The sequence below is a fragment of the Winogradskyella echinorum genome (assembly GCF_014297365.1).
Lineage (GTDB): Bacteria > Bacteroidota > Bacteroidia > Flavobacteriales > Flavobacteriaceae > Winogradskyella > Winogradskyella echinorum.
The window spans coordinates 838817-855864 of the sequence record NZ_JACOQD010000001.1; the positions used below are offsets into that span (position 1 = coordinate 838817).

12 protein-coding genes are annotated in these 17048 nt (G+C 31.7%); 8 read left to right on the forward strand and 4 right to left on the reverse strand.

Annotated features, from left to right (window positions below):
- Positions 1-876: a 30S ribosomal protein S6--L-glutamate ligase gene (gene rimK, locus H8K90_RS03670; RefSeq protein ID WP_186844579.1), complete on the reverse strand. Its 876-nt coding sequence runs from the start codon at positions 874-876 to the stop codon at positions 1-3.
- Positions 877-961: 85 nt separating this feature from the next.
- On the opposite strand from rimK, the gene uvrC reads away from it, so the two are divergent.
- Complete coding sequence (uvrC, locus tag H8K90_RS03675; RefSeq protein ID WP_186844580.1) at positions 962-2761, forward strand: excinuclease ABC subunit UvrC; 1800 nt, start codon at positions 962-964, stop codon at positions 2759-2761.
- 22 nt (positions 2762-2783) lie between these two features.
- Positions 2784-5021, forward strand: a complete 2238-nt coding sequence (locus H8K90_RS03680; RefSeq protein WP_186844581.1) for a patatin-like phospholipase family protein — start codon at positions 2784-2786, stop codon at positions 5019-5021.
- A 57-nt stretch (positions 5022-5078) separates the two neighbouring features.
- Here H8K90_RS03680 and H8K90_RS03685 read toward each other — a convergent pair whose 3' ends face one another.
- From H8K90_RS03685 to H8K90_RS03695, 3 genes are all read right to left on the reverse strand, one after another.
- On the reverse strand, positions 5079-7802 hold the full coding sequence (locus H8K90_RS03685; RefSeq protein WP_186844582.1) for a TonB-dependent receptor: 2724 nt from the start codon (positions 7800-7802) through the stop codon (positions 5079-5081).
- A gap of 26 nt (positions 7803-7828) precedes the next feature.
- Positions 7829-8560, reverse strand: a complete 732-nt coding sequence (locus H8K90_RS03690) for a GLPGLI family protein (RefSeq protein ID WP_186844583.1) — start codon at positions 8558-8560, stop codon at positions 7829-7831.
- A gap of 99 nt (positions 8561-8659) precedes the next feature.
- Positions 8660-8896 (reverse strand): hypothetical protein, encoded by a 237-nt coding sequence (locus H8K90_RS03695; RefSeq protein ID WP_186844584.1) that lies wholly within the window; start codon positions 8894-8896, stop codon positions 8660-8662.
- 715 nt (positions 8897-9611) lie between these two features.
- On the opposite strand from H8K90_RS03695, the gene H8K90_RS03700 reads away from it, so the two are divergent.
- The 6 genes from H8K90_RS03700 to pgi all read left to right on the forward strand — a co-directional run bounded on the left by H8K90_RS03700 (position 9612) and on the right by pgi (position 16924).
- Positions 9612-10769, forward strand: coding sequence for a homogentisate 1,2-dioxygenase (locus tag H8K90_RS03700; RefSeq protein ID WP_186844585.1), 1158 nt, complete (start codon positions 9612-9614; stop codon positions 10767-10769).
- A 92-nt stretch (positions 10770-10861) separates the two neighbouring features.
- On the forward strand, positions 10862-12022 hold the full coding sequence (gene hppD / locus H8K90_RS03705) for a 4-hydroxyphenylpyruvate dioxygenase (RefSeq protein WP_186844586.1): 1161 nt from the start codon (positions 10862-10864) through the stop codon (positions 12020-12022).
- 196 nt (positions 12023-12218) lie between these two features.
- Complete coding sequence (locus H8K90_RS03710; protein ID WP_186844587.1) at positions 12219-13013, forward strand: DUF3108 domain-containing protein; 795 nt, start codon at positions 12219-12221, stop codon at positions 13011-13013.
- A 3-nt stretch (positions 13014-13016) separates the two neighbouring features.
- Positions 13017-13949 (forward strand): tryptophan 2,3-dioxygenase family protein, encoded by a 933-nt coding sequence (locus tag H8K90_RS03715; protein ID WP_186844588.1) that lies wholly within the window; start codon positions 13017-13019, stop codon positions 13947-13949.
- 12 nt (positions 13950-13961) lie between these two features.
- Positions 13962-15278, forward strand: coding sequence for a peptidoglycan DD-metalloendopeptidase family protein (locus H8K90_RS03720; RefSeq protein WP_186844589.1), 1317 nt, complete (start codon positions 13962-13964; stop codon positions 15276-15278).
- Positions 15278-16924, forward strand: coding sequence for a glucose-6-phosphate isomerase (pgi, locus tag H8K90_RS03725; protein ID WP_186844590.1), 1647 nt, complete (start codon positions 15278-15280; stop codon positions 16922-16924). Before H8K90_RS03720 ends, pgi begins: the two co-directional genes overlap by 1 nt.
- The last annotated feature ends 124 nt before the right edge of the window (positions 16925-17048 follow it).

Here is a 17048-nt window from a genome sequence, read left to right on the forward strand (position 1 = left end):
CTATTTTCTATTTCTTTCTATATAAGTAATTATCGCTCTTGCTATATTCTTTTGCGTTGCACCTTCAATACCTTCTAATCCTGGAGTAGAATTCACTTCCATAATTAAAGGCCCTCTAGCAGATTGTAACATATCTACTCCACAAACAGGCAGTTTTAATGCTCTCGCTGCTTTAATGGCTAATTTTAATTCGTCTTCAGAAAGTCTAATTAAATTTGCAGTTCCGCCTCTATGTAAATTAGAACGAAATTCACCTTCGCGTCCTTGGCGTTTCATTGCTCCTACTACTTGTCCATCTACAATAAGTGCTCTTAGGTCTGCTCCTTTTGCTTCCTTAATATATTCTTGCACTAAGGCTCTAGCTTGTAAACCGCTAAATGCTTCAAGAACTGATTCAGCAGCATTTTTAGATTCCGCTAAAACAACACCTAAACCTTGAGTCCCTTCTAGTAATTTTATAATAACAGGTGGTCCACCAACATGCTCTAAGACCTCTACAACGTCACGAGAATAATTAGTAAAAACGGTTTTAGGCATTCCTATTCCGGCTTTAGATAAACGCTGAAAACTCCTTAATTTATCTCTACTTCTTAGAATAGCATCAGAGGTTACAGTGGTGAAAATATTCATCATTTCAAACTGCCTTACAACTGCACAACCAAAAAATGTAACCGAAGCTCCAATTCTTGGTATAATTGCATCCACATAATCTAAATAACGATCTTTGTAATAAATTGTAGGCTTTTCCTTTTCAATAATGATGTCACATTTTAAAGGATCAATTACTTCAACTTCATGCCCTCTATTTTCACCTTCTTCAATAAGGCGTCTAGTAGAATATAGGTTTTCGTTTCTAGAGAGGATAACAATGTTCATAATAATACTTAAAGTGCTAAAGTTAATAAGTATTTAGAGTTAGTCAAACTTTAAACACTTATAACTTTTATTTACCTTTGAATAGATGCCAGAAACAACCTTAGACATACAAATTAAAACCTTACCTCATCAACCTGGTGTGTATCAATATTTTGATGCTGATGAAAAGTTAATTTATGTTGGTAAAGCCAAGGATATTAAGAAACGTGTAAGCAGTTATTTTACTAAACATCATAATTACGGAAAAACTAGAGTTTTAGTAAAAAATATTGTTTCTGTAAAACACATCGTTGTAGAAACTGAAAATGATGCTTTACTACTAGAAAATAACCTTATTAAAAAATATCAACCTAAGTACAATGTAATGCTTAAGGATGATAAGTCTTACCCTTGGATTTGCATTAAAAAAGAACGTTTTCCTAGAGTTTTTTCTACACGTAGAGTTTTTAAAGATGGGTCAGAATATTTTGGACCATACACAAGCATGAAAACTGTAAAAACACTTTTGGGCTTAATAAAAGGATTGTACCAATTACGAACGTGCAATTACGATTTATCTGAAGCAAAAATTGAAGCCGGAAAATATAAAGTCTGCTTAGAATACCATTTAGGAAACTGTAAAGGTCCTTGTGAAGGCTATGAAACTGAAGATGAATATCACGCCAATATTACTGCTATAAGAGAAATTTTAAAAGGAAACTTTAAAGATTCACTTCAACAATTTAGGGTACAAATGAAGCAGTTTGCAGAAAACATGCAGTTTGAAGATGCTCAGAAAATAAAAGAAAAATTAGAAGTTTTAGAAAATTACCAAGCCAAGTCAACCATTGTTAATCCAAAGATTAGTAATGTGGATGTGTTTTCTATTATTAGCGACGAAACCTATGCCTACGTTAACTTTTTACAACTAAGTTATGGCTCAATTATTAGGTCGCACACGCTTGAAATAAAAAAGAAACTTCAAGAAACCGATAAAGATTTATTAGAATTAGCAATTACCGAAATAAGGCAACGTTTTAATTCTAACTCAAAAGAAATTTATGTGCCATTTGCCGTTAACCTAGGAGATGAACTTAAAATAACAATCCCTAAACTTGGTGATAAGAAAAGTATCTTAGATTTATCTAGACGTAATGCTATGTATTACCGAATGGATAAACTAAAACAAATAAAGATTGTAGATCCAGATCGTCATGCAAATCGTATTATGGCACAGATGAAGGCCGATTTATGTTTAACTGAAGAACCAAGACATATAGAATGTTTCGATAATTCTAACATACAAGGTACAAATCCGGTAGCGGCTTGTGTAGTTTTTAAAAATGGTAAGCCAAGTAAAAAAGATTATCGTCATTTTAATATTAAAACAGTTGAAGGTCCAGATGATTTTGCTTCTATGGAAGAAGTGGTTTACAGACGTTACAAACGTTTACTTGAGGAAGAACAACCTTTGCCACAACTAATTATTATTGATGGCGGAAAAGGGCAATTATCTTCTGCTTTAAAAAGCTTAGATGCCTTAAATTTGAGAGGAGAGATTGCAATTATCGGAATTGCGAAACGTTTAGAAGAATTATTTTACCCAGATGATCCAATTCCACTATATTTAGACAAGAAAAGTGAAACATTAAAAATTATTCAACAATTACGTAATGAAGCGCATCGTTTTGGTATTGAGCACCATAGAAACAGACGAAGCAAAAGTGCATTAACCACAGAGTTAGAAAACATATCTGGAGTTGGTGAGCAAACAATTGTAGATTTAATGAAACAATTTAAAACTGTAAAACGAATCGCTAATGCTAAGTTAGACGAATTAGAAGCAGTAGTTGGTGTATCTCGAGCAAATAAGATTTATAATTATTATCATAAAGAACAACCCTAAATCAACCTACTAGGTTTTCAAAATGAAAACAAAAAATCTAATACTAATTTTATTTATTATTTCGTTTTTTCCATTAAAAGCGCAAAACGACACTGTTAATTCCAAACCTAAAGTAGGATTAGTATTAAGTGGTGGTGGTGCAAAAGGATTTGCGCATATTGGTGCCCTAAAAGTTATTGATAGCCTTGGTATTAAAATAGATTATGTCGCAGGTACAAGTATGGGAGCAATAATTGGTTCATTGTATGCTACTGGTTATTCTGGCAAACAGTTAGAAGCCATGTTTAATACTCAAGATTTTGATGAGTTGATTAACGACAATTTTCCAAGAGCATCAAAACCGTTTTACGAACGTGAAAACGCTGAAAAATACGCAGTTAGTCTGCCTTTCGATAATTTTAAAATCAATTTACCTTCTGCCCTATCTCGTGGCCAAAATGTATATAATTTATTGTATCAATTAATGCTTCCCGTTAATGATATTAGAGATTTTGACAAACTACCTATTCCTTTTTTCTGCATTGCAACAGATATTGAAACTGGAGAATCTATAATAATGGATAAGGGAAAACTAGCTGAAGCTGTAACTGCGAGTGGAGCATTACCATCTTTATTTCAACCTGTAATTATTGATGATAAGATACTAATAGATGGAGGAGTTACAAATAATTTCCCTGTAGAAGAATTACGTGCCAAAGGAATGGATATAATTATAGGAATAGACGTTCAAGATGATTTAAAGGATAAAGAATCTTTAATATCTGCTTTAGATATTTTATCGCAAATTAATAATTACCGCACTATCAACGCGATGAAGAATAAAATACCTTTAACTGATATTTATATAAAACCAGATATTACAAATTTTTCGGTGATATCGTTTAATGAAGGTGGTGATATTATTGCTAATGGCGAAGCTGCAGCAAGAGCCAATATGCCTAAATTACTGAATATAAGAAATCAGCAAGTCTCAGCCTTTAAAAGACCATTAATTAAAACTTTAGACAGTATTAAAATAAACTCAATAAATATAAAAGGAAATGAAAGATATACAAGATCTTATCTATTGGGTAAATTAAAATTTAAAGAAGATGAAAATATAAGTTATTCAGACTTTAAAAAAGGTATAAATAGTTTAATAGCAACCAATAATTTTGACACTTTTAGATATTACATCGAGCCAAGTGCAGATAACAATGGTTATAATTTATTAGGAAAAATAAAAGAGTCCGAAACAACTACTTTTTTAAGACTTGGTGTACATTACGATGGTTTATATAAAAGTGCCGCACTGGCTAATCTAACAAAAAAACGCTTACTTTTTAATAATGACATTGCTTCCTTAGATTTAATTCTAGGTGACAACTCAAGATATAATTTTGATTACTTTATAGATAAAGGTTACTATATTAGTATTGGTGTAAAATCTATGTTTAATCAATTTCATAAAAACATAAATCCTTTACTAGCACTAGATGAAGATTCACCTCTTTTAACAGGATTAAACAAAATAGACATTCAACTTGAAGATTTTACAAATCAATTTTACGTACAAACAATATTTAGAAAAGATTTTGCCTTACGTGTCGGTGCAGAATACAAACGACTTAAAATAACTTCAGAAACATTATTCGAGGAAGATCAAGATGACGAAGTTACCTTTGAAAACACAGGATATTTTAGTCTTTTTGGTAATCTAAAGTTCGATGATTATGATGATCCTTATTTTCCAAAAAAAGGATTTTACTTTAATGGAGATTTTCATTTATACTTAAATGCTTCAAACTTTAATCCCAATTTTGAAGAGTTTTCAATAGCAAAGGCAGATATTGGTTATGCCTTTAGTTTTAGTGATAACGTAGCTCTAAAAACTGAAACAAGTGGAGGGTTTAAAATTGGTGAAAGTTCTACCACTACTTTAGGTTTTGGGCTTGGAGGTTATGCCAATAATTATATAAATAATTTCTCTTCGTTTTACGGTTATGATTATTTAGCATTATCAGGTGATAGCTTCGTAAAAGCCACATTCACATTAGACTATGAGATTTTTAAAAAGCATCATATGCTATTATCTGCGAATTTTGCAAATATAGATGACGGACTTTTTGAGACAGGTCAGTTTTTTTCCTCACCAAACTATAGTGGTTATGCTATTGGTTACTCCTTAGAAACTCTTATTGGACCATTAGAAGGAAAATATACCTACTCACCAGATACTGGTAATGGCTACTGGTTTTTTAATCTTGGATTTTGGTTTTAACAAAACGATTGTTTTGAGATGCTGAACTTGCTTGTGCTGAACTGTTTCAGTATTTAGTTACAACTTATATCTTATACTTAACATTACAATTCTCGGAAGCGTAAAGACCCTGTGATTTGAAATTAAAACGTCTGAAAACCTGTTGTCGATTTTAACATCGTTATTTAGAAAGTTTTTAGCAGAAAGCTCAAAACTCAGAGGGTTATTTTTTTTCTTATAAACAACAGACGCATTCGCAATTTGATAGCTATTAGTTTGATTGTTTTGGTTTTTATTGGATGTCATTTCATAATTAGTACTAAATGTAAAATTATTTAGGAAATCGATATTGGCACTTAGATATATTCTATCAGATTCAAGAGAAGTGTTACTTAACCCACTGAACTGAGAAAAGGATTTTGTGTATTTAGCACTTATTCTAGGTAGTTTTTTATCTGCCGTTCTCAACATTAACGTCATGCTTTGTCTGTTCCTGTTATTTAAAGTGCTTTCATCATTTACAACTTGTAAATATTCTGACCAGGTAAAAGTTGGTCTAAATGAAAGTTTGAATTTATTTATTTGCTTTTCAATAGCGCCAGATAGTCTTGCATTGATTTCTGGTGTGTCGACGATATCTGGGGTAACTAGATTATCTATGTCTATGAATTGAATACTGTTTCTGATACTACGTATTTTTTTATTATAAATTGCATCAACATAAATGATCAAGCCTTTGTAAAGGTTGCTTTTGGTGTAATTTAAAGTAGCATTGTGAAACCTTTCATTTCTTAGCAATGCATTCCCTTGATAAATTGAATTGTAGTTAAGTATGCTAAATTGCTCTAATAGCTGATTTGCTAGAGGAAACTTGTTTGAAAATTTATATTCAAATTTTATGTTATCTCTTGGGTTAAAATCATATTGGCTGTTCCATATAGGCTCTAGTAAGGTTGTGTTTATTTTGTAAGTGTTTCTTTGTTTAGAATTTAAACTATAGAAATTGCTAAAAACAGAGAACTTGTTTTCCCATTTTCCGATTTTTAATTTATACTCCAATCCTAAATAAAAATTATTTAGAGTATATCTAATTTGGTTACTAAATTCATCTGTGAAAAGATTGACGTTGCTACCATCATTTAATCGTTGTTGATCTAGAGTTTCAAATTTCGTTACATCTAAACTGTTTCCAATATTTATATAAATGTGATTTAAATTATTTAGAACCAGATAATGTTTTGCCAAAAAATCTATATTGTTGTTAGTAAAGTTTTTGAACTGTAAAAGATTGTAGATGTCATCAGGTTGATAAGTGACAAATGAATTTAATATGGGTACATTAGAGTTCCAATCATTTTCAATCGCTTTGTCTTCGTAACTATGGTCAATTACTACTGAGGTTATATTTTTGCTATCGAATTTTTTATGCCATTCCAAAAATTGATTTACCCTGCTATTATTGGTGGTTTCATTGTTTTCAAACAACCTCATTTGGTTGTCTAAAACAGATTCTAGGACGTTGTTATTATTTGGTTTCACTAACTGAAATTGTCCATTATAGATTAACCTAGAATTAGAGGTAGAGGTTTTATTGATTTTAAGATTTCCTATGGCTAATATTTCGTCATTTCTTATAGCAAATGTTCGTTCTTCAGTTCTAAATATATCGTTTTGTAAGTACTGTATATCGCTTTCTTGTAGGCTGCTGTTTGAGCGTTTAGAAATTATTCCATAGGTCTCTACTTGTACATTAGGATTTAAATCAAAACTTAAGTTTATAGCACCGAATTGAGATTTTGTTTCAATAACATCTGTGTTTTCACCTCCCACATTTAAAAGGTTATTTGTTCGATTTCTTTTAGTTGTATAATTGCTTTTTATATTTTGAAAACGCATGAGGTCTTCAAATGAGAATGAACGACTTCCAACGGTATTTAAGTCTCCAATAAAACTCAAACTTTTTTTTTGACTATATGAAAATAGAGCTGCGTGCAATATGTAAAACCCATTGTCATTAGCTACTTCTGCTCCCGCTTCTAAATCACCAAAAATAAATTTTTTCTTATCTTTTTTAAGTTTGACATTAACAATAAGCTCATTGCTATCTGACACTTCTTTTAGAAAATTTACTTCGTTAAAGTTATCAATGGCTTCTATTTTATCTAGAGCATCTGCAGGTATATTTTCTATAGCTAGTTTTGTGCTTCCACCGAAAAAAGGTTTGTTTTCAACCAATACTTTTGATACGTCCTTACCTTGTACTTTAACAGTTCCATCGGCTTCTACCTCAAAACCTGGTAGTTTTTCTAAAATGTCAATCATTTTAAATTCCTTACCATTAGTAAATTGGCTTACTTTATAAGTAATCGTATCTTTTTTTATTAAAATCGGCGTAGGTTTGTAATCAATGATAATTTCGTCGAGAGTTTCTGTTTTTACTATTAGAACAAAATGGTATTCTTTCTTTTTGAAGTCTACTAGTATTTGAAGTTCTTCTTTTTTAAAACCTATGTAGGAAACACTGATTTTATAAGAAACTTCTTTTTCTAAATTTAATTTATATCTACCTAAATGGTCGGTAATTGCAAATTTTAGACTGTAATCATCTTGTATTGGTTCTGCAATTATATTTACATTTTGTAAAACGTTATTGAGGGAGTCCTTAACTGTTCCAGTTAAAATCTGTGAGTTTAGATGCACAGAAGAAAACCAAACCGATAATAAGAATATTTTTTTTAATGTTCTGTTTAGTCTAAAAGATAGGTTAGGTTTTCTTATTAAGTTTAAAAAACGATCATTCATGCAATTTGTGGCAGAGCACTATATTTTTAGTTTTTTAATTGCTCTTTGGCTTTTTCGTGCCTTCTATTGATTTCTTCTTCGGTTAAAAGTTCTCCCTTAGTTGGTTTTTTAATTTTAACTTCTTTGGCTTTCTCAAAGAAATCTATACTTTCAACTACATAACCTCTATTATCTTCAGACAATTCTAAAATTAAACCAGGAAGACCACTATACCTTAACGGACCTAGTTGTACAGGTATTTCAGGACAATACCACGCAATAACTTCCCAGGGAAACTCCCTGCCTCTCCACTTTTGTATATACGTATACGTGGCTTTAAAACATTTATAGCCACTGATTGTTTTGGTTTCAGACGTTAAGTTCCATTCTACAAAACTGGCTTTTCTTGACTTTAATATGGTACCGAAAGCGTAATAAAGTTGCTCCAGCAATAAATCCTCATCTTTATTGATGTAGAGATTGTCAAAGCCATAAAACAAACCTGTCACGTATTCTTTAGTTTCTTGGTTTTCGTGTTCAGAAATTAAACTATTTCCTAAGTAAAATATCGATTCTGATGGATTAAAATCTAGATTGAACGTTAACATTTTAGCCATCATTTCTTCATCCAATCGTTCTTGGTAACGCATTATGTCCTTTTCTCGTAGTTCCTCAGTTGCTTCTGATTTAGCAAAATAAGCTTTATAGGTTATGCGGCCATGCTCTTGTGCCAAAGCGCAATTACAGATTAGAAATATTAATATTAAAATTTTTTTCATATTGAGGACTTTTATTGATTAAAAATTACCATTTAGAAATTTTAATCTAAATGGTAATTCATTATTGAGATAACGATTTTAAACAAAATCTGCTATTAATTATTGACACTCAGGTGAATTGGCTCTACAATCATTTAAGTCTTTTGACCATTTCTTAAGTGTTCTATCACTCCCATCATCTCTAGAGTCCGCATAAGCGATGCAACCACCACAATCATTTGGGTCTAAAAGCGTATTTTCAAAATTATTATTTGTAGTTTTAGTTTCAGTATTACTGTTCGCAAACGAAAATGATATAGCAAATACTAATATCGCAGATAAACATAAATTCTTCATAATTTTTAAGTTTTTAACCCATCATACTTTTCAAAGACAGGTTGATTAATAATTAATTTCTCCCTAAACCATAGGGAATAGAAACCTTTTAAATTTAGAAGTCATTTGTTTTCTCACATAAGGGCATGAGAAGCAGAAGTCATTTAATTAGAAGTCCTTTTTTGCGCTATCAATAAAATTCTTAAGGGATTAAAATAAAAAAGCCTGCGCAAGCTATATGTTAACATTTTTGTTGTCTATATTGTAAAGAGCGACTTCTTAAATTACTCTAAACTTTACTTTCAACACCATAAATTTAAAAAAAAAAAAAAAAAAAGCACCAAAGGAAATGTGAGAATTTTCTAAAAAAATTTTAATTACGGTTTTTCCGTAATTAATTGATACACAAAACCTAAACTTTAACAATTTTACATTTGGAGTTTAACAATAATTTTTTTGTATTAAATTGAATTTAAAGTATAAGTTTTGGTTTTAAACTAAAATTTCTCAACTTTGTGAAACATGAAACCCTTCTGGCAAAACATAAAACTTCACCTTCATTTCCTTATTAAAAGGAATCCAGAATAGATATACATTCTAGTTTCTGTGTCCACATTCGCTAAAGTTTTAACGGAAGCGTAAAGCAGAAATCTCCTATTTTTTAATTACCTTTAAAATCAATTCGTTTCATACAAATAAACGTATAAACAATTCAACGAATAAACAATTTTACAAGATGCCATTCTATCATAAATTAGGAAAAATTCCACCAAAACGTCATACACAATTTAAAAAGCCCGACGGCACTTTTTATTACGAGCAGTTATTCGGAACCATAGGTTTCGATGGTATGTCCACCAACAGTTACCATGAGCAACGACCTACACAAGTCAAAGACATAAAAAGACAATACAGTGTTGCACCAAAAGTAGCCAAGGCTAATAATATGCAATCCTACCGTTTACATGGTTTTAAAGTAAAACCAGAAAACGATTATTTAGAGAGTAGAAAAATAGTGCTTACTAATAGCGATTGTAATATCATATTAGCAGCACCAAAAGAATCTACAAGAGATTATTTCTATAAAAATACAGATGCAGACGAATTAATCTTTATCCATAAAGGCACAGGAAAATTAAGAACTATGCTTGGTAATCTCGATTTTAAATATGGAGACTACTTATTAGTACCAAGAGGTATCATTTATAAGCTAGATTTTGATACAGAAGATAATCGTTTATTCATCGTTGAGTCTTACAGACCCATTTACACACCTAAACGTTACCGTAATTGGTTTGGGCAATTATTAGAACATTCTCCATTTTGTGAACGCGATTTACGCCAACCACAAGAACTAGAAACTTATAATGAATCAGGTGACTTTTTAATTAAGATAAAAAAACAAGACGACATTTTTGATATGGTCTATGCCTCACATCCGTTTGATGTTGTAGGTTATGATGGCTATAATTATCCGTATGCGTTTTCAATTCACGATTTCGAACCTATTACTGGTCGTGTACACCAACCGCCTCCAGTGCATCAAACTTTTGAAACCGATGCGTTTGTGGTATGCAGTTTTGTACCGCGTTTGTACGATTATCATCCGTTAGCTGTACCAGCTCCTTACAATCATAGTAATATAGATAGTGACGAGGTTTTGTATTATGTAGATGGAGACTTTATGAGCCGAAATGATATTGATGCAGGTCATATATCCTTGCATCCAGCAGGCATTCCTCATGGCCCTCATCCTGGAGCTATGGAACGAAGTATTGGTAAAGTAAAAACAGATGAATTGGCTGTTATGGTAGATACGTTTAAACCATTAAAAGTAACAGAAGAAGCAATGAAAATTGCTGATGAGGATTATTTTAAGTCTTGGTTAGAGTAAACTGTCATTCCTGCGAAGGCAGGAATCTCATGAAAGAAATAAAAATAACAAACAAGATTCCTGCCTTCGCAGGAATGACAAATAATTAAAATATGTCAAAAGAAATAAAATCAGTAAACTACGGTTTAGAAAAAATATTTGAAGGAGCACAAGATTTTTTGCCACTTCTAGGAACTGACTATGTAGAATTCTACGTTGGTAATGCAAAACAAGCAGCACATTTTTATAAAACGGCATTCGGGTTTCAATCGCACGCATATCGAGGACTAGAAACTGGCTCTACAGATTCTGTAAGTTATGTACTTACACAAGACAAAATAAAATTGATGCTAACAACACCCTTAAATAGCAAATCACCAATAAACGACCATATTGTAAAACATGGAGATGGAGTTAAAATAGTTGCGCTTTGGGTAGAAGATGCTAAACAAGCCTATAAAGAAACAACATCTAGAGGTGCAAAATCTTATATGGAACCAGTTGTTGAAAAAGATGAACATGGTGAAGTCGTAAGAGCAGGCATATACACCTATGGTGAAACCGTACATATGTTTGTAGAACGTAAAAACTACAATGGAGCGTTTCTACCTGGTTTTGTGAAATGGGAATCTGATTATAATCCACCAGCTGCAGGTTTAAAATACATAGACCATATGGTTGGTAATGTAGGTTGGAATCAAATGAATGTTTGGGTAAAATGGTACGAAGATGTTATGGGATTTGAAAACTTTTTATCCTTTGACGACAAACAAATTCATACAGAATATTCAGCCTTGATGAGTAAGGTAATGTCTAATGGAAATGGACGTATAAAATTTCCAATAAACGAGCCAGCAGAAGGTAAAAAACGTTCTCAAATTGAAGAATACTTAGATTTTTACGAAGGAGCTGGTGTACAGCATATCGCTGTTGCGACTGATGATATTATAAAAACTGTGTCGCAATTGCGCTCAAATGGTGTAGAGTTTTTATCAACACCACCTGAAGAATATTATAGAGCAGTACCTGGGCGTTTAGAAGAATTTAGCCATGAACTAAGAGAGGATATAGAAAAATTAAAGTCTCTTGGTATTATGATAGATGCTGATGAAGAAGGCTATTTACTTCAAATATTCACAAAACCAGTAGAAGATAGACCAACCTTGTTTTTTGAAATCATACAACGTATGGGAGCTCGTGGTTTTGGAGCAGGCAACTTTAAGGCATTGTTTGAATCTATTGAAAGAGAACAAGCTAAGAGAGGTACATTATAAAAGTAATATGTTTAGTTGATTCAGCATTAACAATAGTAATCCTTAATAGTGTGTGTTAATCGAATTAAATAGCGAAGTCGACTTAGGTTTTCGCTTGTTTTTTAATCTTTTAATATATTTGGAATAGTAATTGTATTTAAGAAAATTGTAACACTAATTATGCGTTACATTAATTACATTTACAAACAATAAGGTTATGAAACATCTATTTACAATAATATTGCTCCTTGTAGGATTACAAGCTCCTAATGTGCAGAAAGAATCTGCATTTGGAGACGGAGAATGGTTTAAATTTAGAATGAGTTATAGTGGCTGGCTAAAAGCAGGTGAAGCCACATTAAATGTTGATGAGAAAAAATTAAATGGAAAAACCGTTTTTCATGTTGTGGGCAAAGGAAAAACAACTGGCCTTGCTAATGCCTTTTTCAAAGTAAGAGACCGTTACGAAAGCTATTTTGATAAAGAAACAGGTGTGCCTTATAGATTTATTAGAAAAATAGATGAAGGCGGTCATACTAAAGATATAGAAATAAACTTTGACCAAAAAAACAGAAAAGCCGAGGTCTTTAATAAAAAAAAGAAAAAGGTAAAAACCATAACTACTGAACAAGACGTGCAGGATATGGTTTCTATGTATTACTATTTAAGAAACAACATAGATATTGCAAGTTTAAGAAAAGGGGATGAAATAAAAACAAATATGTTTTTTGATGAAGAAAACTATGGTTTTAAACTTAAGTATTTAGGAAAAGAAACCATTAAAGTTGACATCAATGGTTCTGATGTAAAAGTAAAGACCCTTAAATTTAGACCTTATGTAATGGCTGGTCGTGTATTTAAAGAAGAAGAAAGTTTAACCCTTTGGATAAGTGCCGACAAAAATAAAATACCTTTGAAAATTAAAGCCGATTTAGCTGTTGGCTCATTGAGAGCAGATCTTGTTGAGTTTAAAGGCTTAAAACATTCATTAAAAATAGAATTTGAAGATTAATTTATGTCAAATCAATCTAATTACGACGATATTTTAAAAGAGCTTCAAGAGAAGTACACCAAAATAGACCAAGATACAGATGATCATTTATACGGCTTGCTTTACAGCAAGCCGATTACTTATTGGGATTACATACAAACAGATGCATTGCTGAATCTTCAAATTCAACGGACTACGCTTCCAGATGAAATGGTGTTTATTGCCTATCATCAAATCAACGAACTTATTTTTAAAATGATACTTTGGGAAATTTCTCAAGTAGCTGAAAAAGAAAATATAGATGTTACCTTTTTTGAAAGCAAAATAATGCGCATTAGTCGCTATTTTGATATGTTAACAACTTCTTTCAATATCATGAGAGAAGGAATGGAAGTTGAACAATACATGAAGTTTAGATACACCTTAACTCCAGCAAGCGGATTTCAGAGTGCTCAATATAGATTGATTGAATTTGCCTCTACAGAACTCATCAACCTTATCGATTATAGATTTAGAAAAGATATTGATAGAGATACCGCTTTTACGCACGCTTTTGAGCATTTATATTGGCAGGCCGCAGGAAAAGATCATAAAACAGGAAAAAAATCTACACTTTTAGTTAATTTTGAAAAACGATATAAAGACGAGTTTTTAAGGTTTATGGAAACTTACAATACTAAAAACCTTTGGACACGTTTTAAAGAATTACCATTAGAAGATCAAAAAGACGCAGATTTAGTGAAAGCCATGCGTCATTACGATTATACTGTTAATGTAACTTGGGTAATGGCACATTATAATGCAGCGCGTCATTATATTGAAAGTGGCATTGGAGATGGTGAAGCTACTGGAGGAAGTGACTGGAAGAAATATATGCATCCAAAATATCAGAAACGTATATTTTTTCCAGAATTATGGAGTGACGAAGAAATAAAAAATTGGGGAAATAATTTATAATTAGCTTAATTAATGCAGTTAAAACGATTAATTACATTTGCCATTATTATGACAAGTATCTATGCTTGCAAAGATGATAGTTCGGCAGTGAAAGAATACGAAAATGAAATTGCCGAAATTGTTGAAGAAGAAAAGATTTTAGAGTTTGGATTCGATTTAAACAATTACGTTGTAAAAAGAGATACTATAAAAAGTGGTGATAGCTTTGGTGAAATTTTAGAACGTAATAATGTGGGGTATCCTACAATTTTTAATATTGCTGAAAAAGCAAAAGACACCTTCGATATAAGAAAGCTTCATCCAGGCAAACCATACACTTTATTATTTTCAAAAGAATCTGTAAATGATAGTCTTCCACATCCAGAGACATTTATTTATCAACCAGACCAAGAAAAATATGTTGTCATCAAATTCAAGGATTCTATTCATGCTTACACAAGTAAAAAACCAATTACTTATGTAGAAAAAACAGCAACAGGAATCATAGAGAGTAGTATTTCTAAGACACTAGAAGAAAAAGGACTTAGTCAAAGATTAGCCTATAAAATGGCAGATGATATTTATGCATGGACAATAGATTTTAGAAGACTTCAAAAAGGAGACCGCTTTAAAGTAATCTACACAGACAAATATATAGATGACAGTATTTATGCAGGAGTACATAATGTAAAAGCTGCTTATTTTGAACACAATGGTGATTCATTATATGCTTTTGAGTTTGAAACCGATTCTGTTAAAGGCATCATTGATTACTTTAATGAAGATGCTAAAAACCTAAGACGTGCGTTTTTAAAAGCTCCTGTTCAATTTAGTAGAATTTCATCTCGTTATAATCTAAAGCGCAGAATTGCGGTATATGGTTACAAAGTTAGACCTCACAAAGGAACAGATTTTGCGGCACCAATAGGAACACCAATTATGGCTACAGCAAATGGTACTGTAATAGAATCTACTAGACGTGGTGGAAATGGAAAATATGTAAAAATTAGGCATAATGACACTTATACAACACAATATCTCCACATGAGTAAACGATTAGTTAAAAAAGGAGATTTTGTAAAACAAGGAGACATAATTGGTAAAGTTGGTATGACTGGTAATACAGGTGGTCCACATGTTTGTTACCGTTTCTGGAAAAATGGTAAACAGGTAGATCCCTTTAAGCAAAAATTACCAGAAGCTAAACCAATATCAGATAGTCTTAAAGTGAAGTATCTAGAATATATAGCTCCAATAAAGCAGCGATTAGATAACATCTTCTTCTTAGAAGCAGAACCAATCAATCCAGAAAATACAATAACAGAAAGTCCAATTACAGACATACAATAATGGCATTAAAAGCAACCAACCCAACTACCACAGCATCTTGGAAAAAATTACAATCTCATTTTGATACTATAAAATCAAAACATCTTAAAGACTTATTTACTGCTGATGCAAATAGAGCTAAGGATTTAACTGTTGAATGGGATGACTTTTATGTCGATTTTTCAAAAAACAGAATCACAAAAGAAACTTTAGATTTATTGTATGATTTAGCAAATGAACTAGATTTAAAAGATGCTATTTCTAAATATTTTGAAGGAGATATTATAAATGCCACAGAAGGTAGAGCTGTTTTGCATACGGCATTAAGAGCTCCAAAGGATGCTAAAGTTTTTGTTGATGGCGAAAATGTGATTCCTGAAGTACATGAAGTAAAGAAAAAAATAGAAAACTTTACAAACTCAATAGTAAGTGGAGATCATAAAGGTTTTTCGGGTAAAGCAATTACTGATGTTGTAAATATTGGTATTGGAGGTTCTGATCTTGGACCAGCTATGGTTGTAGATTCTCTTCAATATTATAAAAACCACTTAAACACTCACTTTGTAAGTAATGTAGATGGAGACCATTATAATGAAGTTATTAAGAATCTCAACCCAGAAACAACACTTTTTGTTATTGTTTCTAAAACCTTTACAACACAAGAAACCCTTTCTAATGCCAATTCAATACGAGCTTGGTTTTTAGAATCTCAACCACAAGAAGCCGTTTCTAAACACTTTGTCGCCGTATCTACAAACATTGAAAGCGTAAAAAACTTCGGCATAGATGAAGACAATATTTTCCCAATGAAAGATTGGGTTGGAGGTCGTTTTTCACTTTGGAGTGCAGTAGGTTTATCTATAAGCTTAGCTTTAGGTTATAACCATTTTGAAAGCCTATTAGAGGGAGCTCATAAAATGGATGAGCATTTTAGAACTTCAAGTTTTGAAAATAACATTCCTGTGACTTCTGCCCTATTAACTATTTGGTATAATAACTTTTTTAAATCTGAAAGCGAAGCAATTATCCCATATACACAATACTTAAATCAATTTGCAACCTACCTACAACAAGGTATCATGGAAAGTAATGGTAAAAGTGTTGATAGAGCTGGAAAAAGAGTTAATTATGAAACCGGAACAATAATTTGGGGAGAACCAGGTACCAACTCACAACATGCCTTTTTTCAATTAATACATCAAGGAACAAAGCTAATTCCAACAGACTTCATTGGCTATATAAAATCATTACATGGCAATAAAGAGCATCATAATAAATTAATGTCTAATTATTTCGCTCAAACAGAAGCCTTAATGAATGGCAAAACTGAGACTGAAGTACTATCTGAATTTAATGGCCAAAACCTTTCAGAAGACGACATTAAAACCCTTACACCTTTCAAAATATTTGAAGGAAACAAACCTACAACATCATTGTTAATCCAAAAGCTAACTCCAGAAAGTTTAGGAAAATTAATAGCAATGTACGAGCATAAAATCTTTGTACAAGGTGTCATTTGGAACATCTACAGCTACGATCAATTTGGTGTTGAGCTAGGTAAACAATTAGCTAAATCTATACTAAAAGAACTTTCAGAAGATGCATCTTCTTCTAATCACGATGCATCTACGCAAAGCTTGTTAACTTTTTTTAAGAAAAATTGTTAATAACTGTTAAAAAGTTTTAATAAAATTCATTATGCACGCATAGAATTTAGTAATTCTATAATTAACTTCGCATCGCGAAATTGTTAACATTAACTTAATATAACAGATTAAGTATTATGTAATT

Excerpts from the sequence above, each read along its gene's own strand:
- H8K90_RS03720 (WP_186844589.1), top strand. The coding sequence starts at position 13,962 with ATGCAGTTAAAACGATTAATTACATTTGCCATTATTATGACAAGTATC.
- pgi (WP_186844590.1), top strand. The coding sequence starts at position 15,278 with ATGGCATTAAAAGCAACCAACCCAACTACCACAGCATCTTGGAAAAAA.
- H8K90_RS03680 (WP_186844581.1), top strand. The coding sequence starts at position 2,784 with ATGAAAACAAAAAATCTAATACTAATTTTATTTATTATTTCGTTTTTT.
- hppD (WP_186844586.1), top strand. The coding sequence starts at position 10,862 with ATGTCAAAAGAAATAAAATCAGTAAACTACGGTTTAGAAAAAATATTT.
- H8K90_RS03710 (WP_186844587.1), top strand. The coding sequence starts at position 12,219 with ATGAAACATCTATTTACAATAATATTGCTCCTTGTAGGATTACAAGCT.
- uvrC (WP_186844580.1), top strand. The coding sequence starts at position 962 with ATGCCAGAAACAACCTTAGACATACAAATTAAAACCTTACCTCATCAA.
- H8K90_RS03700 (WP_186844585.1), top strand. The coding sequence starts at position 9,612 with ATGCCATTCTATCATAAATTAGGAAAAATTCCACCAAAACGTCATACA.
- H8K90_RS03690 (WP_186844583.1), bottom strand. The coding sequence starts at position 8,560 with ATGAAAAAAATTTTAATATTAATATTTCTAATCTGTAATTGCGCTTTG.
- rimK (WP_186844579.1), bottom strand. The coding sequence starts at position 876 with ATGAACATTGTTATCCTCTCTAGAAACGAAAACCTATATTCTACTAGA.
- H8K90_RS03715 (WP_186844588.1), top strand. The coding sequence starts at position 13,017 with ATGTCAAATCAATCTAATTACGACGATATTTTAAAAGAGCTTCAAGAG.
- H8K90_RS03695 (WP_186844584.1), bottom strand. The coding sequence starts at position 8,896 with ATGAAGAATTTATGTTTATCTGCGATATTAGTATTTGCTATATCATTT.
- H8K90_RS03685 (WP_186844582.1), bottom strand. The coding sequence starts at position 7,802 with ATGAATGATCGTTTTTTAAACTTAATAAGAAAACCTAACCTATCTTTT.